This window comes from Luteibacter sp. UNC138MFCol5.1, from assembly GCF_900110505.1.
Classification (GTDB): Bacteria; Pseudomonadota; Gammaproteobacteria; order Xanthomonadales; family Rhodanobacteraceae; genus Luteibacter.
Genome location: NZ_FODZ01000006.1, coordinates 79,053 through 103,393 on the forward strand (window position 1 = coordinate 79,053; position 24,341 = coordinate 103,393).

Here is a 24,341-nt window from a genome sequence, read left to right on the forward strand (position 1 = left end):
CAGCATGCGCCAGGTGAAGCATCTCCTTGAAATCAAGGGCCGTGCCGTGTTTTCGGTGGCCGAGGACGCCACCGTCTTCGAGGCGATCCAGCTGATGGCCGAGAAGAACGTCGGTGCGCTCGCGGTGAAGAAGGGCGACCAGCTCGTCGGCATCGTTTCCGAGCGCGACTACGCGCGCAAGGTGATCCTGAAGGACCGTTCGTCGCGCGAGACCCGCGTGGCGGAGATCATGACCGCCAGCGTCGTGTCCGTCGCGCTCGACGCCACCGTCGACGAATGCATGCGGCTGTGCACGGACGGACGCCTGCGCCACCTGCCCGTGCTCGACGACGGCACGCTGGTCGGCATGGTATCGATCGGCGATCTGGTCAAGGCCACGATCTCCGAGCAGCAGGAAACGATCAACCAGCTCGAGAGCTATATCGCCGGCTAGCCTCGCCGGCGTTCGTCCGACTCCGGCTCCAGGTCCGGCGACGTCGCGGCGCGCCGGGCTACCTCGACGGCCAGCGCGGCGAGCGTCGCGCAGAGGATGCCGATGCCGGCGATGCCCACGCCGAGCGCGCGCAGCCCTTGCAGCCCGCTGGTGACCAGCAGGTCGCCGAAGCGCCACACGGTCGTCTCGATGAAGTTCTTGCCCTTGTAGCGGGCCTCGCGCGGGATGCGCGTATAAAGCGCGTCCACCGCGGGCTTCGACATGCCGAAGGTGAGCCCCCGCGTGGCGATCTGGACGATCGCGATCAGCGGCACCGCGAAGCCGAACAGTACGGTGTCGCCGGGGCCATGGAACGCCAGCCACGCAAGCAGGACGCAATTGACCACCGACGGCAGCACCAGCGCCCATGCCGTGCCGACGCGGCGCATCAGCAGCGGCGTCAGCGTCAGCTGAAGCACCGCCCCGAGCCCGTTGATCCAGAGGTCGAGGTCGGCATAGAAGGCGGTGCGCGCGGCGTTGTCGGTGAAATGGGCCTTGGTGTAATCCGCCATCAGCGCGTACGCCATCGTGGCGATGCCGTCGCTGAAGAGCATCAGAAGGGTCATGTAGCGGAGAAACGGCTGCGAGATCGCCGCCTTCGCGCCCTCGATGATCGACCCGCCCAGTGGCGCGTTCTCGCCGCGATCGTTCGCGTCCGCGCGCTGCAGCACCACCAGCAGGGCGCCCAGCGCGAGCAGCAGCGTCACCGCCGAGACGACCAACATCGACGGCACGCCCACCCGGACCACGAGCAGGCGCGTCAGAAGCGGTCCGAGCAGCGCGCCGGCCATGCCGCCGAAGGCGATGATCGGAAAGACCAGCCGCGCCTCCGCGCTGCGGTACACGTCGGCCATCAGGCTCCAGAACAGCGAGACGACGAACAGGTTGAACACGCTGACCCAGACGAAGAAGACCTGGCCCAGGGCGACCGCGCCGATACGATCCTGCGCGACGAACGCCGGCACGAAAGCGAACAGGCACAGCACGAACGACAGGTAGCTCCCCAGGAGCACGCGACGGCGCGGGAAACGGGCGACCAGCCAGCCGAACACCGGGGTCAGGGCCAGCATGACGACGAAGACGACCGCGTAGAACATCGGCAGGGACGACGACCCGGCGGCACCCACGAGCTGGTCCCGCACGGGGCGCAGGACGTAATAGGAGGTCAGGACGAGGAAGAAGCCGATGACCGAGAGAGCGAGGGTCAGGCCCCCGGTCCGGGCTGCGCCTGCAGGTGGATTCACGATGGCCGGGGTGTCCGGTGGGGTTGAACGAAGACTAGCACGCCCATGTTGCGCCGCCGCGAGCCCGGACGTGTTCAGGGACGTCAAGGCTCGATCCGTTGTCGCGGAACGGGAACTGCATGACAATGCCAGACGAAACGCCGGAGCAGCCGGCCTTCCCATCCGTCGCGGCGTGTCCCCACGCCTCGTAGCCGCGAGAAAAGCATGTCGTTCCGTTTCACTTCACTGCTCGCCTGTGCCTTCGCCTGCACCGTCGCCGCACCGTTCGCTCTCGCCGCCCAGCCGCAGAAGCCACCCGTCGTCCACGTGGACCCGGAAGCCGCGAAGCTGCCGCCCGAGCGCGTCAAGGAAACCGTCGAGAACTACAAGCGCTGGCTCGACGCCGCGGAAGCCCGCGACGCCGCGCCGGCGATCGTCACCGCGGTCATCGTCGACGACAAGGTCGTCTACGAGCGTGCCATCGGCTACGCGAACGCGAAGACGAAGGAACCGGCGACGCCCGAGACCGTCTTCCGTCTCGCGTCGCTGTCGAAGGCCTTCGCCACCGGCGTCACCGCCGTCCTCGTCCGTGCCGGGTTCCTGAGCTGGGACACGAAGCTCGTCGACACCCTGCCCTACTTCAAGCTCAAGGACATGCAGTCCGCGCAGCAGGCCACGGTGCGCGACATCCTCGGTCAGCGCCTCGGCCTGCCGCGCAATACCTACGACGCGATGCTCGAGGCCGACGCGCCGTACGAGGAACTCGTGCGCAAGCTCGACGAGGTCGACCTCTCCTGCAAGGTGGGCGCCTGCTACGGCTACCAGAACGTCGCCTTCAGCATGATCGGCGACGTCATCTATGCGCAGACCGGCGACTACTTCTTCCGCCAGGTGGAGCGCCGCATCTTCGCGCCGCTCGGCATGACAACCGCGAGCTACGGCCGCGACGCGCTGGAGGCGAGCAAGAGCTGGGCGCGCCCCCATCGCGGCGGTCCGCACAACTGGATTCCGTACGAGCCGAACGACAGCTACTACCGCGTGGCCCCCGCCGCCGGTGTCAACGCGAGCCTCCGCGACATGGAGCAGTGGCTGATGGCGCAGATGGGCGGTCGCCCCGACGTGCTGCCGACCCCGCTGCTCGACGTGCTGCACGCGCCCGAAGTGTCCACGCCGTCCGAAGAGCGCTCCCAGCCCTGGCGCCGCGCGCGCGTGACCGACGCGCACTACGCGCTCGGCTGGCGCGTCTTCAAGTACGCCAACGAAGACCTCGTCTACCACGCGGGTGCCGTGTCGGGTTACCGCACGATGATCGGCTTCTTCCCGAAGTACCACGCGGGCGTCGTCACGATGTGGAACGGCGCGGGCCCGGTCCCCGCCGGACTCATGCCGATGGTCTTCGACAGCCTGCTCGGCCTCCCGCACATGGACTGGGCTGGCGTCGACGGCCCCATCCGCGCGGCCGCGCCCGTCGCGAAGGCCGCGCCGGCGAAGACCGCGCCGAAGGCGAAGGCCACGGCGAAGTCGAAGACGAAAGCCACGCCGAAGAAAACGGCATCCAAGACGGCAACCAAGAAGAAGAAGCCGGAGTAGCTCGTTCGCCCGGACGCGTCCAAAGAAAAACGGCCCCTTTCGGGGCCGTTGTCTTATCTGCCGAGGTTGAACTGCAACCGTCGCCGCAGGGTCACCGTCATCGGTTCGCCGTTGCGCGTGGCGGGCTTGTACTCCCAGCGGCTGACGGCGTCGACCGCGGAGCGATCGAACACGTGCTTCGGCTGCGAGTCGACCACGGTCACGTTGGCGACCGCGCCGTCCGTGCCGACGGCGAACTCGACGTCGACCCAGCCTTCCTGGTTCGCGCGCATGGCCGCGGTCGGATAGCGCGGGCTGACCTGACGGATGAGGACCGCGTCGCTGATGGCGTCCGAGGTGGCCGGTCGCGCGGCCGGTGCCGCGGGGCGCGACGCGACGGGAGCGGCCGCGGCCGGCGCCTGCTGTTGCGCGACACGTGCCGCCTGCTCGCGCGCCGCCTGCTGACGCTGCGCTTCCGCGGCGGCGGCCTGCTCAGCCTGCTGCCGCGCCGCGGCCGCCGCGTTCTGCTGTGCGAGCTGCTGCGCCTTCTGCGCGTCCAGCGCCTGCTGCTGTTCGCGGTCGAGCGTCTTGCGCTGGGCGTCCAGCTTCGAGCGCAGGATCGTCAGGGTGTAATTCTCGGGATCGGCTTTCGCCAGTAGGTCGATCTCGCGCTGGGCCTCGGCGAACTCGCGCTGGTTGATCGTCTGCTCGGTCGCGGCCGCGCCGTAGGAGAAGGTTTCGCGCAAGGCGTCCGCGGCGACCTGATTGCCGGGCTGCTTCTGCAGCGCCTTCATGTAGAACTCGAAGGCGTTGTTGCCGGCGGGCGCCACCAGGCGCTGCTCGTTCATCGCGGTGCGCGCCTCGGACAACAGCTGATCGACGCTCAAGGCGTCCACATTGGCGGGCGGTGTCTCGCGAGCGGCCGCCGCCTTCTGCGCGCCGGTGGGCACGGGCGTCACGCCGGCCGATGCGTCGCGATACGGTTTGATGATGAGGAACCAGGCCGCGATCGCGAGCGCCACGACGATGGCGACGACGGCGAGGGTCACGGGATTGACGGCGCCGCGCGCACGAGGGCGGGCACTAAGACGATGACGATTGTCCATGGCGGTTCGTAACGGACTCCGCGAAGGCGCGCGCCGATGATGGCTTGACGCGGAAGACCCCCCCGGTCCCCGCAGCGCGATGTGGCGACAAGGTAACCGTAATGGACGCGTGAATCCAGTTGGACGGCCTAGGACGTTTTCCGGTCCGGTGGGCGAACCCCGGAAACGAACGACCCCGGCCAGGCCGGGGTCAAGTCTTCGAAGTGACTCCCCGCGCTGGGCACCGCGGGGAGCTAATTCGCAACAACGAGTTTCTTATTGGAAGGTGACGCTTACTTCGCCTTGGCGGCCTTCGGGGCCTTCGGTGCCTTGGCGGCCTTGGTCGCGCGAACGACCTTGGCGGCGGCGACCTTCTTCGAAGCGGCCTTGCGCGGCGAAGCCTTGCGCGCGGTCTTCTTCGCGGTTGCCTTCTTGACGGCCTTCTTCACCGCCTTCTTGGCGGCGACCTTGCGGGCCGGTGCCTTGCGGACGGACTTCTTCGCAGCAGCCTTCTTGGCCGGCGACTTGCGGGTTGCAGCCTTCTTGGTCGCGACCTTGCGGGTCGAGGCCTTCTTCGCCGGCGACTTGCGGGCGGCGGTCTTCTTCACGGTCGACTTCTTCGTCGCCTTCTTGGCGGCGGACTTCTTGGCAGTGGCTTTCTTGGCAGTGGCCATAGTTCTTCTCAGCTCCTCATCAGTTGGCAGTGGTTGCCCAGTAAAAGCGTGGAGGAACGCTTCAACCAGCAGATCGCTGTTCGTCGCGTGCCTCAAATTGTTCACCTGGCGGCGTGTGCGTTCATCGGAAAGCAGGCGGAGAACATGCAGCGGAATCGATACCGTGATCTTGCGAACCGAACCAGCTTTCGAACCATGCTCCACATACGGCCTGATGAATTGATCTCTTTCCATTTCCGGTTCCCCGTCAATTGACGCAAAAGCTATTCCTGAACATTTCCGCTGTCAATAAATTTTGGCTCTAAATTGAAGACGTTGCGGCCGGCAATCATGGCGTGTGCGCGCCGCTCGACAGTCGATCCGGCGGGTTTCCGAATAATCGCTGCGCACGATCGAGCGCAGGAGTAATCGCACCGCTTCAGAAAAAGCGTTCAGCAAATGCCTAAAATAAAGGTGTTTAGTGCGCAGCGCCGAATCATCGCGCGGCGCGGGCGATGCCTTCGCGCGTCGCCGTCGCGACCCTCGAAGGCAGGTCGGCGGCGGTCGTTCCGGGGATGAACGGAGTTCAACTGGGGGCAAAAAAAATTTTGCCGGGAACCCCTCCCGCGGACAAAAAAATGCCGGTCGCGAGGGACCGGCATCGGTTCCGGACTTGCCGGAAGGAATCAGTTGTCTTCCTTCTCGACCTGGTCGGCGTACTCGTCGGCCGTCAAAAGATTGTCGAGTTCGGACTTGTCTTTGATCTTCAGCTTGAAGATCCAGCCGGCATCCCACGCGTCCTCGTTGATCGTCTCCGGCTTGTCGGAGAGATCGGAGTTGACCGCGATCACTTCACCCGACACCGGCGCGTAGATATCGGACGCCGCCTTGACGGACTCGACCACGGCAGCACCCGCGCCGGCTTCAACCTCGGCGCCGACTTCCGGCAGTTCGACATAAACCAGATCGCCCAGCGCGCCCTGCGCGTGGTCGGAAATGCCAACGGTGACCGTGCCGTCCTGCTCGACGCGCACCCACTCGTGGGACTTCGCGAACTTCAGGTCGCCGGGAATTTCGTTGTTGCTCATAGGTAGGCCTCGCTGTCTTCGGACGGATGCGGGTGGTGGGTCGGGCAATTGTACTGATCCGCAGACGTTCGGGGGCGACGTCGCCGTGAACCGAGGCACGAATCGGCAAACGCCGACAAGCCGGAGAAACCGGAACCGACATCGGCGACGCCGTAGCCACGGCTACCTTGGCACCACGGCGAGCGATTCCTACGCCGTAGAAGCGTCCGCCCATCCCCATCCGGGGCGGCCGCCGACTGCCCTTCGCGGGCGCCTATGAGTCCCCCATCAGGAGCAACACGTCATGAAGAGAATTCTGAAAGCCACCGCCCTCGCCGCGTCCCTCGCCATGTCCCTGTCCGCCACGGCGGGTGACCGCCAGGCGATCGGTGAAGTGCGAGAGCACGCAGCGAAGCAACTCGCCGAATTGCTCGACGATCAGACCTTCGCTGCCGCACTGAAGGAAAACCTGGGCAAGCAACGCACCCCGCTCGTCGACGTGATCCGCAGCTACAGGAACCACGACGGGACGGCGGCCCGCGGCGACAGCACCGCCGCGCTCCGCGACCTCGAGCGACAGGCCACGCGTCTGCGCGGACTCGACGGGCGCATCGACGGACTTCTCAACCTCCGTGTGCTCGGCGCACACGGCGCGGCCCGGACGATCGACCCCTCCGACTTTTGGACCGCGGCGAAGACGGTGGACGCCACCACGGGCCAGGAGCAACTGGTGGCCTTCGACCCCGACGGCAAGCCGCACCGCTATGCGATGGACGCGATTCCCGACGTGCCCATGCTCGTGGTGGACACCAACAGTCCGGAGGCCACGCGCGCCGGCATCGCGATGGTCAATGAGACCCTGCGCGACCTGGGTCTGCAGGGACCCGAGCCCGACGAGGTGACCACGGGCGACGAGGACCTCACCGTGCTCAAGGAGATCCACCTCGCCTACGACGGGGAACATGACAGTGTGACTGAAGGGCTCACCCGCTCGGAGGTCTATGCGATCGTCAACGGCGTCGGCCACGACGGAAAGGCGCACGTCGTCTTCAAGGACATGCCGTGGCTGGCATACGACAAGATCTGGTACACGCCCGGGCAGGACCTGATCAACTGGCGCGAGTTCAGCAGCAACTACGTGGGATTCACGCTTTACGAAAAGGACGACACCGATTTCAAGGAAGTCGCTTCCGCGGTGGCCGGCGCGGTGAGCCAGCTTTCGGCCTTCGGCGGTCCGTACGCGCTCCCGATCACCGTCGTCTCCGGGATGACGAAGGCCATCATCGACGCGATGCCGAATCGCTGGCTCAGGAACGACGACGATTATCTGGATTCGTTCTACGTCATCGAGAAAGGCAAGGACTATGGCACCCGCGCGAAGCCCCGCAAGGGTGCCGCCAACAACGCCAGCATCGTTCTGGAACCCTATACGGTGAAAGGTCGCTGACGAAGAAAAGCAGGAGGGCGGCCATGGGCCGCCCTCCTGTGTCACGCATATATATAGTGTGTCGAGATCAGCCCGCGATACCCGCCATCAGCTGACCATCGCGCACGAACGGGAACTTGACCACGCGCACCGGCACTTCCTTGCCACGGATGTCCACACGGACGTCGCCGAGGTCGCCGACCGGGACGCGCGCGAACGCGACGGACTTGCCGAGGGTCGGCGCGAATCCGCCGGAGAGGATCTCACCCTCGCCCGCCGACGTCAGCACCTTCTGGCCGTGGCGCAGCACGCCCTTTTCGTCCATCACCAGCCCGATCATGGTGCGCGGTACGCCATCGGCCTTCTGCTTCTCCAGCGCGGCGCGGCCGATGAAGTCGCGCCCCTCGTCGAGGGAGATCGTCCATGCGAGCGCGGCTTCCCACGGCGTGACCGATTCGTCCATGTCCTGGCCGTAGAGATTCATGCCCGCTTCCAGGCGCAACGTGTCGCGGGCACCAAGACCCGCCGGGGTGACGCCGGCGTCGTGCAGCAGCTTCCACAGTTCCACGACGCGCGTGTTGGGCACGACGACCTCGAAGCCGTCTTCGCCGGTGTAGCCGGTGCGGGCGAGGAACAGCGGCATGCCGTTCGGTCCTTCCACCTCGATCGCGGCGAACTTGCCGAGCCTGGTCGCCTTCTCGCGGACGTCCTCCGGGAGCAGGTCGATCAGCTTCTGGCGCGCGTTCGGGCCCTGCACGGCGATCATGCCGAACTCCGGACGCTCGCGGACCGTGACGCCGAACTCGCCCGCATGCTTTTCGATCCAGGCCAGATCGTTCACGCGGGTCGCGGCATTCACCACGAGGCGGAAGAAGTCCTCGCGCAGGAAGTAGACGATGAGATCGTCGACCACGCCGCCCGTCTCGTTGAGCATGCAGGTGTAGAGGGCCTTGCCCGGCTTCGCCAGCTTGTCGATGTTGTTGGCGACGAGCTTGCGGAGGAAGTCACGCGTGCGCTCGCCGGTGAGGTCGACGACGGTCATGTGCGAGACGTCGAACATGCCGGCGTCCTTGCGGACGGCGTGGTGCTCCTCGATCTGCGAACCGTAGGCGATGGGCATGTCCCAGCCGCCGAAGTCGACCATGCGGGCGCCCAGTTCGCGGTGGGTGGCGTTGAGTTCGGTCTTGTCGGTCATCGTCTTACCTTGAGGGGGATGGCGGTGGGATCAGCCCGGCATTATCGACCCCGCGCGGCCCGGCGTCCAAGCGCAGGCGCAGCAACGGCCGCGGAAGGAAACGCCACGGGGCCGCCGCGGCGCCAATCCGGACCACGATTTCGCCCATGACTCCTGCTAGCCTTCCGGCATGACGACCCCATCCGCGCCCGGTACCGCCACGCTCACCCGCGACCCGGGCGGAGCGCGCCTCGTGCTAGCCGGCGACTGGACGCTGCCCCACTACGAGCGCCTCCAGCAGCGCGCCACCGAGCTGGCGGGTTCGATCGACGCGACGACGGCCGTCGATACGGCTGGACTCGGCGCCATGGATACCTCTGGGGCGTTCGTGGTGGCCGAGCTGCTTGGCAGCGCCCGGACGCAGGCCCTCGCGCAGGACGAGACGCTGCCGCCGGCACGCCGCGCCCTGCTCAAGACGGTCGGCGACGCCATCGACACCTACTGCAAGGGGATCAAGCGGCCGCGCGACGCCGGCTTCGTGGTGATGCTGGAACGCATCGGCAAGGCGATGTCGGGCTTCTGGAAGCAGACCCTCAAGCTGCTCGGCTTCATCGGCATCACCCTGCAGGGATTCGGCGCCACCGTATGGCGGCCCGCCCGCTGGCGCGTCACCTCGCTCGTGTCGCACATCGAGCAGACCAGCCTCGACGCCGTGCCGATCCTCGCGCTGCTTTCCTTCATGGTCGGCTGCGTGGTGGCCTTCCTGGGCTCGACCGCGCTGGCGAGCTACGGCGCGAGCCTGTTCACCGTCGATCTCGTCGGCATCGCCTTCCTCCGCGAATTCGGCGTGCTGCTCACGGCGATCCTGCTCGCGGGACGCACCGCCAGCGCCTTCACCGCCCAGATCGGATCGATGAAGGCCCGCGAGGAGATCGATGCGATCCGCACCCTCGGCCTCGATCCCATCGAACTGCTGGTGCTGCCGCGCGTGCTGGCCCTTCTGATCGGCCTGCCGCTGCTGACCTTCATCGCGATGGTCGCAGGCATCGTGGGCGGTGGCGTCGTCTGCTTCGTGGTGCTGAAGATCTCCCCGGCGATGTTCCTCAACATGTTCCAGGCGGACATCGGGATCACGCACTTCCTCGTCGGCATCGCCAAGGCGCCCGTCTTCGCCTTCATGATCGCGGTGATCGGCTGCATGGAGGGCTTCAAGGTGTCGGGAAGCGCGCAGTCGGTCGGCGAGCACACCACCTCCGCCGTGGTGCAGTCGATCTTCGTCGTGATCCTGCTCGACGCCCTCGCCGCACTCTTCTATATGGAGATGGACTGGTGAACGCACAGGTCGCCCCCACGCCCTCTCGCGAAACGGTCATCGAGGTGCGCGGCCTCACCAATCGCTTCGGCACGCAGACCGTGCACGAGAACCTCGACCTCGACGTCTACCGAGGCGAGATCATCGGCATCGTGGGCGGTTCGGGCACCGGCAAGTCGGTACTGCTGCGCACGATCATCGGGCTCGTGCGCCCGGTGGCCGGCGAGGTCCGCGTGTTCGGCGAGGACCTGCTCGCCCTGCCCGCCGAACGCCGCTCGCAGGTGGAGCGCCGCTTCGGCGTCCTGTTCCAGAGTGGCGCGTTGTTTTCCTCGCTCACCGTGGCCGAGAACATCGCCCTGCCCCTCGTGGAACATGCGCACCTACCGCGCGTGGACGCCACCCGCCTGGCGGGCGTCAAGCTCGCGCTGGCCGGGTTGCCCGTCGACGCGGGGCGCAAGTATCCGTCGCAGTTGTCGGGCGGCATGATCAAGCGCGCGGCACTCGCGCGCGCGCTGGCGCTCGATCCTGAAATCCTCTTCCTCGACGAGCCCACCGCGGGCCTCGACCCGATCAGCGCGGCCGCGTTCGACAGCCTGCTGGTGACGCTGCGCAACGCGCTTGGCCTCACCGTGTTCCTGGTGACCCACGACCTCGACACGCTCTACTCCACCTGTGACCGGGTCGCCGTGCTGTCGCAGCGCCGCGTGCTCGCCGCCGCGCCGATCGACGAGGTCGCGCAGACGGACGACGCCTGGGTACAGGCCTATTTCAACGGACCGCGCGGCCGCGCGGCCACTCGCGCCGCCCATCCGGGCAGGGAGTAGACCCATGGAAACCCGTGCCCACCATATCCTCATCGGTCTGTTCACCGTCCTGGTCGTGCTGTTCGGCCTGGGCTTCGGCGTCTGGCTCGCCAAGGCGCATTCGGATCAGGAATGGAACTACTACGACGTCGTGTTCAACGAGGCCGTGACAGGCCTGTCCCGTGGCGGCGCCGTGCAGTACAACGGCATCCGCCTCGGCGACGTCATGCAGCTGAAGCTCGATCCGGAAGACCCGCGCCGCGTGCTCGCGCGCATCCGCGTCGAAGGCGATACGCCGCTGCGCAAGGACACGCATGCCAAGCTGGCACTCACCGGCGTGACGGGTGTCGCGATCATCCAGCTGTCGGGTGGCTCCCCCGGCAGCCCGATACTCGTCGGGCATGACGGCGAGGTGCCGACGATCGTCGCGGATCCGTCGCCGTTCGCCCGCATCCTCGCCAACGGCGAGGACCTGATCACCAACATCAACCAGGCCGCCGCGCGAGCGAGCGAACTGCTCTCGAAGGAGAACGTGCAGCGTATCGGACGCACGCTGGACCACCTGGAGAAGACCACCAGCGTCATCGCCGACGAGCGCGAGGACATCCGTTCGCTGATCAAGGAGCTGTCGACGGCCACCCGGCAGGCGAACGAGACACTGGCCGAAAGCCGCGCTCTCGTGCACAACGCCAATGGACTGGTCGAGGGTCAGGGCAAGGCGACGCTCGAGAGCGCGCAGCGTGCGATGGCCTCGCTGGAACATTCGATGGCGTCGATCGACCGCCTGCTCAACGACAACAGCGATGCGATCAACGGCGGTGCCGCGAGCCTGGGCGACCTCGGCCCCGCGCTGCGCGAACTGCGCGACACCCTGGGATCGTTGCGATCCATCACGCGCCGCCTGGACGAGAACCCCAGCGGCTACCTGTTCGGCCGAGAGAAGACCAAGGAGTTCACCCCATGATGCGCGCCCGCCACGTCGCCCCGCTCGTCATCGCGCTGCTGTCGGCGTGCTCGATCCTGCCCAAGGCCGAAAGCCCGCACATCTATACGTTGCCCGCCCCACCCGGTGGTCGCCCCATGGCGCCCGCGCAGGTGGACTGGGCCCTGCGCATCGTGGCCCCCGGCGTGCCGCGCGTGCTCGACAATTCGCGCATCGCCGTGATGCCTGACGCCAACACGATCACCGTGTACGCCGGCGCGCGCTGGGCCGACGGCGTGCCGAGCCTGTTCCGCGACCGCCTCGCCGACGCGTTCCGCGACAGCGGTCGCGTCGCCGCCATCAGCACCGACGATGCGAATCTCGCCGCCGATTACGAACTGGGCGGCAGCCTTGCCGCGTTCCAGACGGAATACGCCGGCGGCAAGCCGGAAGTGGTCGTGCGTTACGACGCCACGCTCGCCGGCACGCGCAGGCACCAGATCGTCGCGAGCCGCCGCTTCGAGGTGCGTGAACCCGTCGACGGGAAGGAAGTGCCGCAGGTCGTCGAGGCCTTCGGCCGCGCGATGAACAAGCTATCGGGCGACGTGGTCGGCTGGGCGCTGCAGTCGGCACCGGCGCAGCGGCAACCCTGAAATCGCCGATACGATCGGCTCCCACCCCTTCGGTAGGTGGCCTGCTAGCAGCGGGTGGGAACCGATCGTATCGGCGATCGGATGTCGCGGGGCGGCTCGATGTTCCGGAAGGTAAGGTTGATTCGCGGACCGGTCACCCGCTTCCTCGCCGGCAGTTCGTGCTTGTACAGACGCTGCGTGTCGCCGGCCATCTTCAGCAGGCTGCCGTGCGGCAGCTCGATCGCGACGGATTCGCCGCCGGCCTTCGCGCGGAAACGGAAGGTGCGCTCCGCGCCGAGGCTCAGCGATGCGATCACCGGCCGTGCACCGAGTTCGGGTTCGTCGTCGCTATGCCATCCCATGCGGTCCGCGCCGTCCCGGTAGAGGTTCGCCAGCACGCTGTTGAACGGCGCGTCGCAAGCGTCCGCCACGCGATCACGCAACGCCCGCAGTTCCGCCGTCCAGGGATGCGGCACGAAACGCGTGCCGGAATAGCGGTATGCCGCGTCGTCGTCACCGATCCAGGCGCTGAGGCGCGGCGAGTCCACGATGCGCCCGAACATGCGGATGCGGTGCACCTCCCATGGCAACGCCTGCCGGAGGTGTTCGAGCAACCGGTCCGCTTCGTCGGCATCCAGCCAGGCGGGCGCGAACGTGACGTCCGCGCCGGGGAGGTCGATCCGGGGCCACTCCGCGGTCAGGCGGGCTCGACCGGATAGGCCGGCTCCGCGTCGAGCGACGACGCGCAGACGGCCGCGAGCTCGAGCAGGCGCAGGTCGGAACCCCGCGCGCCGACGAGCTGCATGCCGATGGGCATGCCGTTGGGCAGCGTGCCCATCGGGATGCTGACGGCGGGACAGCCGGCCAGGCTGGCGAAGCTGCACAGGTCGGCCTGCGAGGACGGCACCGGTCCATCGAGCGGGAACGCACCCTGCGGCGTCGTCGGCATGACCAGCACGTCGACCTGCGCGAAGAGGCGGCGCATCTTGAGCGTGGCCGCGTCGATGACGAGGTCCGCCGCGACGTAATCCGCCGCGGATTTGCGCGCCGCGAAATCCACCATCTCGCGGAAACCGGGCGAGACGGGGTACGCCTCGTCCGCGAGCTCCGTCGCGAAGGTGTTGAGCATCTCGGCTTCCATGATCAGAAGGCCCGCGCGACGCGTGCGCGCAAAATCCCAGTCGGAGAAGTCGACGGTGCGCCGCTCGCCCAGCTCGCCACGGAGCTTCGAGAGCGCCTGGTTGAATACGTCGATGACGTCCTGCTGCACGCCGACCGCCGCGAGATCGGGCAGGAAGCCCGCCCGCAGGTTGCCCGGCTCCCAGTCCGGCGGCGAGAACGCCACGCGGCGACGGCGCGAGCGCGCGTCGTCGGCGTCATAGCCCGCCAGCGTCTGCAGCAGCACGGTGAGGTCGTCCACGCCGCGCGCCAGCAGGCCCACGGCATCGAGGCGACGCGCCGCCGGCACGAGCCCGCGCGCGGAAATCTCCCCGTGCGTCGGCTTCAGGGCGTAGACGCCGCAGTAGCTCGCCGGCACGCGGATCGATCCGAGGGTATCGGAGCCGATGGCGGCGACGGCCAGCCCAGCCGCCACGGCAGCGGCCGCGCCGCCCGACGATCCGCCGGCGGTGTAACCCAGCCGATGCGGATTGTGCGTCGCGCCATGGAACGGGTTGTTGGTCGTGAGCCCCAACGCGCCCTCGTCCATGTTCGTCTTGCCCAGCAGCACCGCACCCGACGCACGAAGGCGCGCGATGGCGTGCGCGTCTTCCTCGGGCACCACGCTGCGCCGCCGCATGCCCGCGCGCGTCGGCACGCCGGCGACGTCGAAGTTGTCCTTGATCGCGATTGGCAAGCCGTCCAGCCGCCCGATGACGCCATCGCGGCGCCGGCGATCGGCGGCCAGCGACTGCTCCTGAATCAGCGACACGCTGTAATCCACGAAAGCGTTGAGTTTCGGATTCAGGCGCTCGATGGCGTCCTGGTAGACGTCGGACAGGGCCTGGGGTTGGGTCCGTCCAATGGCCAGCCAATGCAGTATCTGCAGAAGCGTGGCCCGTCGCATGTCGACATCGGCGACCGGCGGCATCGTATTCATGAAGTCTCCTTGCGCTTGGGACGATTATGAACGCGCTTTGTGAAGATCGTGCAAGCCCTTCCGCTCCCGATGTGATTTGCCGCCGCCGCGGCGAAACCGGACAATGCCAGGCCGATCCCCGCAGCCAGCCGTTGAGTGAGCCAGCCATGAGCGAACGCGAAACCATGGAATACGACCTCGTCGTCGTCGGGGCAGGCCCCGCGGGACTGGCGTTCGCGATCCGTACGAAACAGCTCAATCCCGAGATCACGGTCTGCGTGATAGAGAAGGCATCGACCATCGGCGCGCAGATCCTTTCCGGCGCGGTGATCGAGACCGCGCCGCTGGACCGCCTGCTGCCCGACTGGCGCAAGGCCCCGCCGCCGGTCTGCGTGCCGGTGACGAAGGACGAATTCTGGTTCTTCCGCGACCATGCGTCCGCCACCAGGAGCCCGGTGACGCCGCCGCAGATGCACAACCACGGCAACGTGATCGTCAGCCTCGGTGCGCTGTGCGCCTGGCTGGCGCCGCAGGCCGAAGCGCTGGGCGTCGACGTGTTCCCCGGCTACGCCGCGGCCGAAGCGCTGTTCGACGACAGCGGCGCCGTGAACGGCGTGCGCATCGGCGACATGGGCATCGCCCGCGACGGCACGCACAAGCCGGGTTACACGGAAGGCATCGACATCCGCGCGAAGGTGACCGTGCTCGCCGAAGGCTGCCGCGGTCACATCAGCAAGACGCTCATCAAGAAATACGACCTCGACGCGAACAGCGATCCGCAGACCTACGGCATCGGCATCAAGGAGCTCTGGCAGCTCGCGCCGGGTAAGGGCGAAGCGGGCAAGGTGGTGCACACGCTCGGCTGGCCGCTGGCGAACGACACGTATGGCGGCAGCTTCCTGTATCACCTCGACAACGACCGCGTCGCCGTCGGCTTCGTCGTCGGCCTCGACTACCCGGACCCGAACTTCTCGCCGTTCGAAGCCTTCCAGCAGTTCAAGCACCACCCGAACGTGAAGGGCCTGCTCGAAGGCGGCAGCATCGTGTCCGCGGGCGCCCGCGCCATCGTCGAGGGCGGCGCGCAGTCGTTGCCTAAGGTGGAGATGCCCGGCGCGATCCTCATCGGCGATTCCGCCGGCCTCGTCAACGTGCCGAAGATCAAGGGCACGCACCAGGCGATCGCCTCGGGCATGCTCGCCGCCGAACACCTCGTGGCCACGCAGCTCTCTCCCGCGGGCTGGGATGCGAAGCTGCGTGGGTCGGCCGTCATGGCGGAACTGCACAAGGTGCGCAACATCCGTCCCGGCTTCAACAAGGGCCTCTGGCGCGGCCTGATCAACGCCGCGTGGGAAACCGTCACGGGCGGCCGATCGCCGTGGACGCTGAAGAACCACGCCGACTGGTCGGCGCTCGGCAAGCTCGGGCAGTACGAAGCGCCGAAGAAAGATTATGTCGAGCGCACCCTCGCCCCGCGCGACCGCCTCGCCAGCGTCTATTTCGCGGCGACGGAGCACGACGAAGACCAGCCGGTGCACCTGAAGGTCGCGGACACCAGCATCTGCGTCGAACGCTGCACCACCGAATACGGCAATCCGTGCGAGCGCTTCTGTCCGGCCGGCGTCTACGAGATGGTGCAGGACGAGTCCGGCCGTCGCCTGCAGATCAACGCCGCCAACTGCGTGCACTGCAAGACCTGCGACATCAAGGACCCGTACCAGATCATCACCTGGGTGACGCCCGAGGGTGGCTCGGGGCCGAATTACCAGGGTCTGTGATGGATATCGGCTGGAAACTCCGTCGCCTGCTTCGGCTCGCGCAACGGGCGAGGGGCAGCATCGCCATCCGAGGGTGGCGCGGAACGCTGCGACGGGCGCTACGCCCCCGCCCCGCCCAGCAGGGCGTGGCGGAGGAAATCACCATTCGCTTGCCAGCCGCGGGGCACCGCGCGCGGCGCATTCTGGTCATCGAGACGATGACCCCCGATCCGTCGCGCGATTCGGGATCCGTGCGCCTTTCTCAGATCTTCGCCCTGCTGAATGCGGACGGATGGCAGGTGGACTTCATCGCCGACGATGGCGACGCCTCGGTGGCCGACGCCGTCCGACTCGGCGCGCTCGGCGTACGCGTCGTCCGCGAGCCGGTGTTGCAATGGCTGTCCCGCGAAGGCGGTTCGCTGGACGCCGTCATGCTTTGTCGGCTGCCCGTGGCAGACCAGTACGTGAGCGTCGTGCGTCGTTTCGCGCCCCAGGCCCGCGTGCTCTTCGATACGGTCGATCTGCATTTCATCCGCGAAGGGCGCGCAGCCGACCTCACGGGCAATGCGTCGCTCGTGCGCCAGGCGCGCCGCTCACGCGACCGCGAGTTGGCCATGGTCTCGCGTTGTGACGTGACCCTTGTGGTGAGCGAAGACGAACGGAGCGTCCTCGAGCGCGAAGCGCCTGGCGCGAGCGTCGAACTGCTCAGCAACATCCATGACGTGCAAGGACGGGTGCGTGGATTCGACGGCCGCAGTGGCATGCTGTTCGTCGGTGGCTTCGGTCACCCTCCTAACGAAGATGCGGTGCGCTGGTTCATCGCCGAGATATTGCCTCGGGTACGCGCTGAGCGCGACGAGATGGTGCTCCACGTCGCTGGCGACATCGACGCGGTATCCAGGCGCGCCATCGAACGCGATGGCGTCGTCGTCCACGGGCGCGTTCCCGATCTCGGGCCGCTACACGAGCAGACGCTGGTCTCCGTCGCACCTTTACGGTTCGGCGCGGGCGTGAAGGGAAAGGTGAACCAGGCGATGAGCCATGGTCTTCCCGTCGTCCTGACGACGATCGCCGCCGAGGGAATGCACCTCTCCGATGGCGTGGATGCGCTGGTCGCCGATGACCCCACCGCGTTCGCGACCGCCATCGTGAGACTGGCAAGCGACGAGTCGCTGTGGCTCGCGGTGTCGGACGCGGGCGTCGATAACGTGCGGCGACACTTCTCGGTCGAAAACGCCCGCGACGCCCTGCGCCGCGCGCTGGATGGCGGACCATGACGCTGTTCAGGGCCACGCTTCGACGTCTTTTCGGAGTCCTCGCGAAGCACCCGCGTTTGAAGCGCGCGATCGTCGACGCGGCCTATCGCGTCCCATGGCTGGACACGCGACTGCGCCATCTCATGCACCGGACGGAACATCCGGAAGCGGTGCTCGATGTCGACCCGGACCGATTGCCCGAGGGGAGCCGCCACGCGCTGGCCCGGATGCGGTCACGGATGCCGCGATGAAGATCCAGATCGATTTGCAGGGCGTCCAGACGGCCAGCCGCCAACGCGGCATCGGCCGGTATACCCGTGAAGCCACGATCGCCTTCCTCAAGCTGGCCGAGGGACGCCACGATGTCGAGCTGCTGTTCAATGCGGCGCTCGACGGCGTGGACGAGATGCTCGACAGGATGGTCGCCGAATCCCTGCGTCCGCGCCGCAGAGCCTACGGTCCATTGCGCGACACGTCGTCGGATACCCCAGCGAACGATGCCCGGCGCGAGGCCGGCGAGCGCTTGCTCACGCATGCGCTGGACATCGGGGGCGCCGATGTCGTCTGGCTAAGCAGCCTCATCGAAGGATACGCGAGCGATGCGCTCATGCCGCACCGGTCGCCACGCCAGCTCACCGCCGCGACACTCTACGACCTGCTTCCGCTGCAGGATCCCAAAGGGCTTGGGCAGTCCCGGGCGCGCGACTGGTACTCACGCCGCCTGGAGGCGTTGCGCTCTTGCGACCTCCTGCTCGCCATATCGGAATGGGTCAGGGTCGACGCGATCGCGCGCCTGGGTCTGGATCCAGACCGCGTCGTCGCGATCGGAGCGGGAGTCGACGAGAGGTTCCGCCCGGCAGCCGCCGGATCGGACAACCGCGCCTATCTGGCCCGGCACCTGCTCATCGAGCGTCCCTTCATCCTCTACAACGGCGGGACCGACACACGCAAGAACGTCGAGCGCCTCTTTCCGGCGTATGCCGCGTTGCCCGACCATCTGCGTGATCGTGTCGACCTCGTCGTGGTGGGCGCCCTGGACAATGCGACCCGCGAGCGCTTCGACAAAGCGATACGCGCCGCGAGTATCGCGCCGCATCGCATCCATCTCACCGGTTACGTCACCGATGAGGATCTCGTCCGCCTCTACCAGGCCTGCGAACTGTTCGTTTTTCCGTCCGCGGGAGAAGGCTTCGGCCTGCCACCGCTGGAAGCGATGGCATGTGGCGCGCCCGTGATCGTGAACGACGCGACGAGCTTGCCCGAGGTCGTCGGGAGCCCGGCCGCGCTGTTCGACGCGAACGATGTCGATGCGATGGCAGGCGCCATGTCTCGCGTGCTGGACGATCCGTCGTTCGCCACCGCGCTCCGCGATGCCGGGCTGCTCCGCGCCGCTCGATTCACCTGGCCGAAGGTCGCGGAGCGTGCTCTGACCGCCATCGAACGGGCGTTGACCACGCGCCCTGAATCGCGCTCGCCGGTCGCTACCGCGTGGGTCGCGACGTCTGCCAGCATCCAGGCGCCGCCGGACGACGCGCAGATTCCGGTGTACCTGGCGGACGCGGCGCACGCGAGCGACGTGCTCCACCGCTTGCGCGAATGGCCGGGCCTCGTCGAGTGGCAGGGTCCGTTCCCGGACGGCGATCACCTGACGGCGTTCGATCGGTACCGTGCCGGTGGCTGGAAAGCGGTTGCGACGCCCGGCGGCATCGACTGGCCAGAGGCCCTGCGCGCGGAGGCGATCGCCATGCGCACCGTCGAGTCGCATGCGGACGGCGAAGCATCGCGCGCCGCATGGGTCGAAGCCTTCAACGGCGATTCGATGGTTCGCCAGCGCGGCATCGAAGACGAGATCGCCGCGCACGTGGCGCCGAGGCTGAGCGACACCGATCTGGCTCGCGTCGCCGATGCGATCGACCGGTCGCGGCCCCAGCGTGCAACGCGCTGGCTCGTCGACGTCACGCACATCTCGCGCCACGACCTCCGGACCGGCATTCAGCGTGTCGTGCGCAACATCCTCGGAGCATGGCTGCGCACACCTCCCGTCGGCGTGCGCATCGAGCCGATCGCCTTCCGCGACGGCCGCTACGAGCACGCGCATGCCTATGCGGCCGAGCTGCTGGGCGTCGAGGTGCCGGAGGGTCTCGTGGAGGACCCCGTGTCGATCAGCGGCGACGAAGTCTTCGTCGGGCTCGACTGGGCGATGGAAAGCCTGCCATCGAGCGCCACGCTGTTGCGCACATGGCATCGCGCAGGAGTCGGCATGCATTTCGTCGCAAACGACATCCTGCCGATCACCCTCCCCGATGCGTTTCATCCACAGGCCCGCGAGGCGTTCGTCCGCTGGCTGGAACGGATGACCGACCTCGCCGATGCCGTCCACTGCATTTCCCAGTCCACCGCCGACGACATCGCCCAGTGGCTTCGCGCCGAAAGGCGTGCGCGCCCCCCGGCTCTCACCGTTTTCCCCCTCGGTGTGGAACCGTTGCGTGAATCGCGCCCCGGCCTCCTCGAGAAGGATGTCGCTGGCGCTTTCGCTGCCAGGCCGACTCTGCTGATGGTGGGAACCATCGAACCCCGGAAAGGACACGCCCAGGCGCTCGACGCGCTCGACCTGCTCTGGGCATCGGGCGCCGATCTCAATCTCGCGATCGTGGGAAAGCGCGGATGGCTGGTTACCGACCTGATCCGCCGGATCGAACGCCACCCCGAGCTTGGGAAACGCCTGTTCTGGTTCGAGGGGTGCAGCGACGAGACCCTGGACGCCGTATACGAAGCCAGCACGGCGCTGCTGGCGCCATCGCTCGGCGAAGGGTATGGCCTGCCGCTCATCGAGGCCGCGCAACGGGGCAAGCCGGTCATCGCCCGCTCGCTGAAGGTGTTCCGGGAAGTCGCTGGTGACTATCCGGCCTATTTCGAGGGCACGACGGGAACCGCACTGGCGACGTTCCTCGCCCGTTGGATCGTCGACCGTCCGGCCCCAGGCAATCGCCTGACCTGGCCGGCTTGGCAGGCGGCCGCTGAAGCGCTCGCTGATCGCATTTGCGACAGCGAGCATCCGGGGCGAACCGAAAAGCACGCTGCGTGGTATGGCGCGCCGCACGATTCAGCTTAGATCGCTCCACGCTATACTACTGGACTAACCACCCGACTCCGTGCGGGCTACGGTCTCGATCGTCTGTCTATAGGTCATCAAATGAAGATTCTGGTCGGCTACAAGCGCGTCGTGGACTACAACGTCCGCATCCAGGTCAAGCCTGACGGCACGGGCGTCGTTACCGACGGCGTCAAGCTCTCCGCCAACCCCTTCGACGACATCGCCCTCGAGGAGGCCCTGCGCCTGCGCGAGAAGGGCATGGCCGAGGAAGTCGTGGTGGTGGGCATCGGCCCGGCCGACCTGACCGCCCACCTGCGCAACGGCCTGGCCATGGGCGCCAACCGGGCGATCCACGTGCAGACCGGCGATGCCGTGTCGCCGCTGACCGCCGCGCGCACGTTCCTCAAGCTGGTCGAGAAGGAACAGCCGGGTCTCGTGATCCTGGGCAAGCAGGCCATCGACGACGATGCCAACCAGACCGGCCAGATGCTGGCCGCCCTGTGGGACCGCCCGCAGGCGACCTTCGCCAGCAAGGTCGAGGTCGCCGATGGCAAGGCCACGGTGACCCGCGAGGTGGACGCGGGCCTGGAAACCATCGAGGCCGATCTGCCGGCCGTGATCACGACCGACCTGCGCCTCAACGAGCCGCGCTTCATCAAGCTGCCGGACATCATGAAGGCCAAATCCAAGCCGATCGACGTGATCGAGCTGGGCTCGCTGGGCGTCGACGCCGCCGACCACATCAAGACCACCCACTACGCCGCCCCGCCGAAGCGCAGCAAGGGCGTGATGGTGAAGGACGCCGCCGAACTCGTCGCGGCCCTCAAGCAGAAGGGCCTGCTGTAAGGCAGCCGACCGGAGACCCGACATGTCCAAGATCCTCGTTATCGCCGAACACCTCGACGGCAAGCTCAACGGCTCGACGGCTCGCGCCGTGAGCGCGGCAGCCGCCGTGAAACCCGAAGCCATCGACGTCATCGTCCTGTCCGACGCGCCGGACGCCGTCGCCGCCGAAGCCGCGAAGATCGACGGCGTCAGCAAGGTGCTGACCGTCGCCCGCGCCGAGAACGCCCATGCGCTGGCCGCCGTGCTAGCCCCGCAGATCGCGAAGGCCGCATCCGGCTACACCCACGTTTTCGCTCCGTCGACCACCTTCGGCAAGGACCTCGCGCCTCGCGTGGCCGCCCTGCTGGGCGTGTCGCAGGTCAGCGACGTCATGACCGTGGAAGGCCCGCACAGCTTCAAGCGTCCGATCTACGCGGGCAACGCGATCATCACGGTGGAGGTCGATTCGGCATCCATTGTCGTCGCTACCATCCGTACCGCCTCCTGGGCCGCCGCCGCCTCGAACGGTTCGGCGCCGGTGGAAGCTCTCTCCGTCGATGCCACCCTGCCCTCGCACACCCGCTTCGTCGGCCTGCAGCAGGGCAAGAGCGACCGTCCGGACCTCCAGGGTGCCCCCAAGGTCGTCTCCGGCGGCCGCGGCGTCGGCTCGAAGGAGAACTTCGACGTCATCTACAAGTTCGCGGACAAGATCGGCGCGGCCGTGGGCGCCTCGCGCGCCGCCGTGGACGCCGGCTACGTTCCTAACGAGATGCAGGTGGGACAGACCGGCAAGATCATCGCGCCGGAGCTCTACATCGCCATCGGCATCTCGGGCGCTATCCAGCACCTGACGGGCATCAAGGACGCCGGCACGATCGTCGCGATCAACAAGGACGGCGAAGCGCCGATCTTCGAGATCGCGGACATCGGCCTGGTGGGGGATCTGTTCAAGATCCTGCCGGAGCTGGAAGCCGCGCTCTGACCTGACATGCGAGACCAAGCGCAGACCGGCGCCCGATTCCCGCAGTGCGCCGGCCTCCCTCCCCGGCCGGTACTTACGCCCTGACGTCCGTGACGCGCTCCATGCAGCTGTCCTTTCCAACCAAGCGGGTCAGTGCGGGCGCGCTCGTACGCAATGAGCGCGGCGAACTTCTCATCGTGAAGCCGTCGTACCGGGACGGCTGGCTGCTGCCCGGAGGAATCAGTGAGCGGAACGAGCCGCCCGCGGCGACACTTGTCCGCGAGATCCGGGAGGAACTCGCGATCAACGTACGAATCGCGAGACTTGCGTGCATCGACTACCTCTCCGCGCACGACGGCTACGACGAGAGCGTGCACTTCCTGTTTCAGTGCAATGCGTTGACGGATGCGGAAATCGCGCGCATCCGCCTGCCGGAAGATGAATTGACCGCGTTTCGATTTTGCGCCGACGAAACCGCACGCAGCCTCGTCGTTCCCTCTATCGCCAGACGACTGCTGCAGCTCGGCAATAAGAATAGTCGTGGCGGCGCCATGTATCTGGAAAATGGCATCGAGCCTGCCGGCACCTGATCATGTGTCCCGGCGACGCGCCACGATGAACATGATGTCGAACAGGTTCATGGACAGCGACATATTGAAGATTCGCCAGCCTGCAATCCGGCGGTAGAGACCGCCCCAGCCGAGACGCAGATCCAAAACGAAATGGAGGATCGATCGGAGGTCGCGTGCATTCCCCGGATGGCTGACATGAACGACGTCGAAACCATGCCGGTCGAGCAACTTGCTCAACGTATCGACCGAAAAATAGTGGAGATGCGTCGGAGGATGGATCATTCGCCAGTGCTTGCCACGCATTCGCGCGTTCAGACTCGCGATGTCGCCAGTTGTCACAGCAATATAACCACCCTTGTCGATATCCTGCGCGGCTTTCTCGATAAACAGATCCGGTCGGGGAAGGTGCTCGATGGTGTCCCACATAGCCACGAAGCCAATGCCAGGCGGCGTCACGTAATCTGAGTAATTTCCCGTAATCGCGTCGACATGCTTTACGTCCCTCGCGTAACGGGTCGCGTCCGCCGAAATGTCGATACCGCTCGCTGCCGCAACGTCTCCCTTCACCTCATCCAGAAAGAAACCGTAGGCGCAGCCAATCTCAAAAACGCGCCGCTCGCGCAAATCGGGAATCAGCTCGTGCAGCGTCCGCAGCCGTCGCCGAAAATTGTCCTTGAGGCTTACCTCTTCAGATACGTAGTTCCGATACTCATTGCCATGGAAATAATCCTCGCCGTACAAGGCGCTGAGCTCGTCGTCTGAGAGCGCCATGTCCGCCGTAATAAATCCACACTCCGTGCAGCACTTCAGTCCGGGAAGCTTGCTCGGGCCGTAGGCCGACGAGCAGACCAAACAACCGTCCGATCCCGCGTCGAGCGCCGCCTCGCGAATTGTCGTCTCAACGCCAGGCCTGTCCAAGGTGATCATCGAGAGTCTCTCCTGTCTCACGGTGGGCTGTGCCACTGAGTAAATTGTTGTCGTGGTGCATTTTATGGCGACGCTCCCCCGCGTCACCCCATCGACTCATCTATCTTACACACAATCCCGCGAACACCCGAGCCCGAAGCACGCGCCGGCCATCAAGTGCCTGTCGCGGACCTGGCCAGCACCAATACCCCCGCGAAGATAAGGAGAACCCCAGCGACACTCGCGACGGTCAGGGTCTCACCGAGAAAGACGATCGCGCACAGCGTGGAAAACGCCATGGTCAGGCCCACTGCGGCGGGATAGGCGGTCATGAGGGGCGAGCGGGAAAGGATCACCATCCAGGTCAGGAAGCTGCATACGTACATGGCCCCGCCAAGCGCGACCAGTACGGCAGGATGAAACCAGTCGTGACCCTGTGCGAAGGCGACCTTGAGAGCCGGAAGCGCGCGCTTGGCCACAACCATACCGCCGACACTCAGCAAGGTGTACGCGGCGAACAGGAGCCAGGTTGCAATGTATGGCATCAGTTTTCGCTCC

22 protein-coding genes are annotated in these 24,341 nt (G+C 66.8%); 13 read left to right on the plus strand and 9 right to left on the minus strand.

Annotated elements, in window-relative coordinates; all coding sequences use genetic code 11:
* Positions 1 to 4: 4 nt before the first annotated feature.
* Positions 5 to 433 carry a CBS domain-containing protein gene (locus BMY69_RS16230; RefSeq protein WP_090056906.1) on the plus strand — a complete coding sequence of 143 codons (429 nt, stop codon included), beginning with the start codon at positions 5 to 7 and terminating at the stop codon, positions 431 to 433.
* Here the strand turns inward: BMY69_RS16230 and BMY69_RS16235 are convergent.
* Entirely contained in the window at positions 430 to 1,716 is a 1,287-nt protein-coding gene (locus BMY69_RS16235; protein WP_254779348.1) for an NTP/NDP exchange transporter, read from the minus strand. The genes BMY69_RS16230 and BMY69_RS16235 overlap by 4 nt on opposite strands.
* A gap of 204 nt (positions 1,717 to 1,920) precedes the next feature.
* Here BMY69_RS16235 and BMY69_RS16240 point away from each other — a divergent pair, with 204 nt between their 5' ends.
* On the plus strand, positions 1,921 to 3,285 hold the full coding sequence (locus tag BMY69_RS16240) for a serine hydrolase domain-containing protein (protein WP_090180171.1): 1,365 nt from the start codon (positions 1,921 to 1,923) through the stop codon (positions 3,283 to 3,285).
* Positions 3,286 to 3,338: 53 nt separating this feature from the next.
* Here BMY69_RS16240 and BMY69_RS16245 read toward each other — a convergent pair whose 3' ends face one another.
* From BMY69_RS16245 to gcvH, 3 genes are all read right to left on the minus strand, one after another.
* Positions 3,339 to 4,370: an energy transducer TonB gene (locus BMY69_RS16245; RefSeq protein WP_090180173.1), complete on the minus strand. Its 1,032-nt coding sequence runs from the start codon at positions 4,368 to 4,370 to the stop codon at positions 3,339 to 3,341.
* A 272-nt stretch (positions 4,371 to 4,642) separates the two neighbouring features.
* Positions 4,643 to 5,257 (minus strand): met regulon transcriptional regulator MetJ, encoded by a 615-nt coding sequence (gene metJ, locus BMY69_RS16250; RefSeq protein WP_090056897.1) that lies wholly within the window; start codon positions 5,255 to 5,257, stop codon positions 4,643 to 4,645.
* A gap of 431 nt (positions 5,258 to 5,688) precedes the next feature.
* Positions 5,689 to 6,090, minus strand: coding sequence for a glycine cleavage system protein GcvH (gene gcvH, locus BMY69_RS16255; RefSeq protein ID WP_090056894.1), 402 nt, complete (start codon positions 6,088 to 6,090; stop codon positions 5,689 to 5,691).
* A gap of 283 nt (positions 6,091 to 6,373) precedes the next feature.
* On the opposite strand from gcvH, the gene BMY69_RS16260 reads away from it, so the two are divergent.
* On the plus strand, positions 6,374 to 7,516 hold the full coding sequence (locus BMY69_RS16260; protein WP_090180176.1) for a DUF3103 family protein: 1,143 nt from the start codon (positions 6,374 to 6,376) through the stop codon (positions 7,514 to 7,516).
* 67 nt (positions 7,517 to 7,583) lie between these two features.
* Here BMY69_RS16260 and gcvT read toward each other — a convergent pair whose 3' ends face one another.
* Positions 7,584 to 8,690 carry a glycine cleavage system aminomethyltransferase GcvT gene (gene gcvT / locus BMY69_RS16265; RefSeq protein ID WP_090180178.1) on the minus strand — a complete coding sequence of 369 codons (1,107 nt, stop codon included), beginning with the start codon at positions 8,688 to 8,690 and terminating at the stop codon, positions 7,584 to 7,586.
* Between the two features lie 169 nt (positions 8,691 to 8,859).
* Between gcvT and BMY69_RS16270 the strand changes: the two genes are divergently transcribed.
* Genes BMY69_RS16270 through BMY69_RS16285 form a run of 4 tightly spaced genes read left to right on the plus strand, consistent with a single transcriptional unit; the run spans position 8,860 to position 12,359 of the window.
* A complete protein-coding gene (locus BMY69_RS16270) occupies positions 8,860 to 10,002 on the plus strand; it encodes an MlaE family ABC transporter permease (protein ID WP_090180180.1) in 1,143 nt (380 codons plus the stop codon).
* A complete protein-coding gene (locus tag BMY69_RS16275) occupies positions 9,996 to 10,805 on the plus strand; it encodes an ABC transporter ATP-binding protein (RefSeq protein ID WP_255364593.1) in 810 nt (269 codons plus the stop codon). The genes BMY69_RS16270 and BMY69_RS16275 overlap by 7 nt, the downstream gene beginning before the upstream one ends.
* A gap of 4 nt (positions 10,806 to 10,809) precedes the next feature.
* Positions 10,810 to 11,748: an MlaD family protein gene (locus BMY69_RS16280; protein WP_090180185.1), complete on the plus strand. Its 939-nt coding sequence runs from the start codon at positions 10,810 to 10,812 to the stop codon at positions 11,746 to 11,748.
* Positions 11,745 to 12,359: an ABC-type transport auxiliary lipoprotein family protein gene (locus BMY69_RS16285; RefSeq protein WP_090180188.1), complete on the plus strand. Its 615-nt coding sequence runs from the start codon at positions 11,745 to 11,747 to the stop codon at positions 12,357 to 12,359. Before BMY69_RS16280 ends, BMY69_RS16285 begins: the two co-directional genes overlap by 4 nt.
* Before the next feature lie 44 nt (positions 12,360 to 12,403).
* On the opposite strand, the gene BMY69_RS16290 is transcribed toward BMY69_RS16285, so the two are convergent.
* On the minus strand, positions 12,404 to 13,039 hold the full coding sequence (locus BMY69_RS16290) for an alpha-ketoglutarate-dependent dioxygenase AlkB family protein (protein WP_090180470.1): 636 nt from the start codon (positions 13,037 to 13,039) through the stop codon (positions 12,404 to 12,406).
* Positions 13,036 to 14,436 carry an amidase gene (locus tag BMY69_RS16295; protein WP_090180191.1) on the minus strand — a complete coding sequence of 467 codons (1,401 nt, stop codon included), beginning with the start codon at positions 14,434 to 14,436 and terminating at the stop codon, positions 13,036 to 13,038. The genes BMY69_RS16290 and BMY69_RS16295 overlap by 4 nt, the downstream gene beginning before the upstream one ends.
* A gap of 146 nt (positions 14,437 to 14,582) precedes the next feature.
* Here BMY69_RS16295 and BMY69_RS16300 point away from each other — a divergent pair, with 146 nt between their 5' ends.
* From BMY69_RS16300 to BMY69_RS16325, 6 genes are all read left to right on the plus strand, one after another.
* Complete coding sequence (locus BMY69_RS16300) at positions 14,583 to 16,190, plus strand: electron transfer flavoprotein-ubiquinone oxidoreductase (protein WP_090180193.1); 1,608 nt, start codon at positions 14,583 to 14,585, stop codon at positions 16,188 to 16,190.
* Positions 16,190 to 17,446, plus strand: coding sequence for a glycosyltransferase (locus BMY69_RS16305; protein WP_090180196.1), 1,257 nt, complete (start codon positions 16,190 to 16,192; stop codon positions 17,444 to 17,446). Before BMY69_RS16300 ends, BMY69_RS16305 begins: the two co-directional genes overlap by 1 nt.
* The gene (locus tag BMY69_RS16310; RefSeq protein ID WP_090180198.1) at positions 17,433 to 20,537 is read left to right on the plus strand and encodes a glycosyltransferase family 4 protein; all 3,105 of its coding nucleotides are present in this window, start codon (positions 17,433 to 17,435) and stop codon (positions 20,535 to 20,537) included. Before BMY69_RS16305 ends, BMY69_RS16310 begins: the two co-directional genes overlap by 14 nt.
* Positions 20,538 to 20,618: 81 nt before the next feature.
* A complete protein-coding gene (locus tag BMY69_RS16315; RefSeq protein WP_090180201.1) occupies positions 20,619 to 21,365 on the plus strand; it encodes an electron transfer flavoprotein subunit beta/FixA family protein in 747 nt (248 codons plus the stop codon).
* Between the two features lie 22 nt (positions 21,366 to 21,387).
* Positions 21,388 to 22,326: an electron transfer flavoprotein subunit alpha/FixB family protein gene (locus tag BMY69_RS16320; RefSeq protein ID WP_090180203.1), complete on the plus strand. Its 939-nt coding sequence runs from the start codon at positions 21,388 to 21,390 to the stop codon at positions 22,324 to 22,326.
* Between the two features lie 101 nt (positions 22,327 to 22,427).
* Positions 22,428 to 22,895, plus strand: a complete 468-nt coding sequence (locus tag BMY69_RS16325) for an NUDIX domain-containing protein (protein WP_090180206.1) — start codon at positions 22,428 to 22,430, stop codon at positions 22,893 to 22,895.
* On the opposite strand, the gene BMY69_RS16330 is transcribed toward BMY69_RS16325, so the two are convergent.
* Both BMY69_RS16330 and BMY69_RS16335 read right to left on the minus strand, forming a co-directional pair.
* Positions 22,896 to 23,804 carry a class I SAM-dependent methyltransferase gene (locus BMY69_RS16330; protein WP_090180208.1) on the minus strand — a complete coding sequence of 303 codons (909 nt, stop codon included), beginning with the start codon at positions 23,802 to 23,804 and terminating at the stop codon, positions 22,896 to 22,898.
* Between the two features lie 152 nt (positions 23,805 to 23,956).
* Positions 23,957 to 24,328 carry a DMT family transporter gene (locus BMY69_RS16335; protein ID WP_090180211.1) on the minus strand — a complete coding sequence of 124 codons (372 nt, stop codon included), beginning with the start codon at positions 24,326 to 24,328 and terminating at the stop codon, positions 23,957 to 23,959.
* Between the last annotated feature and the right edge of the window lie 13 nt (positions 24,329 to 24,341).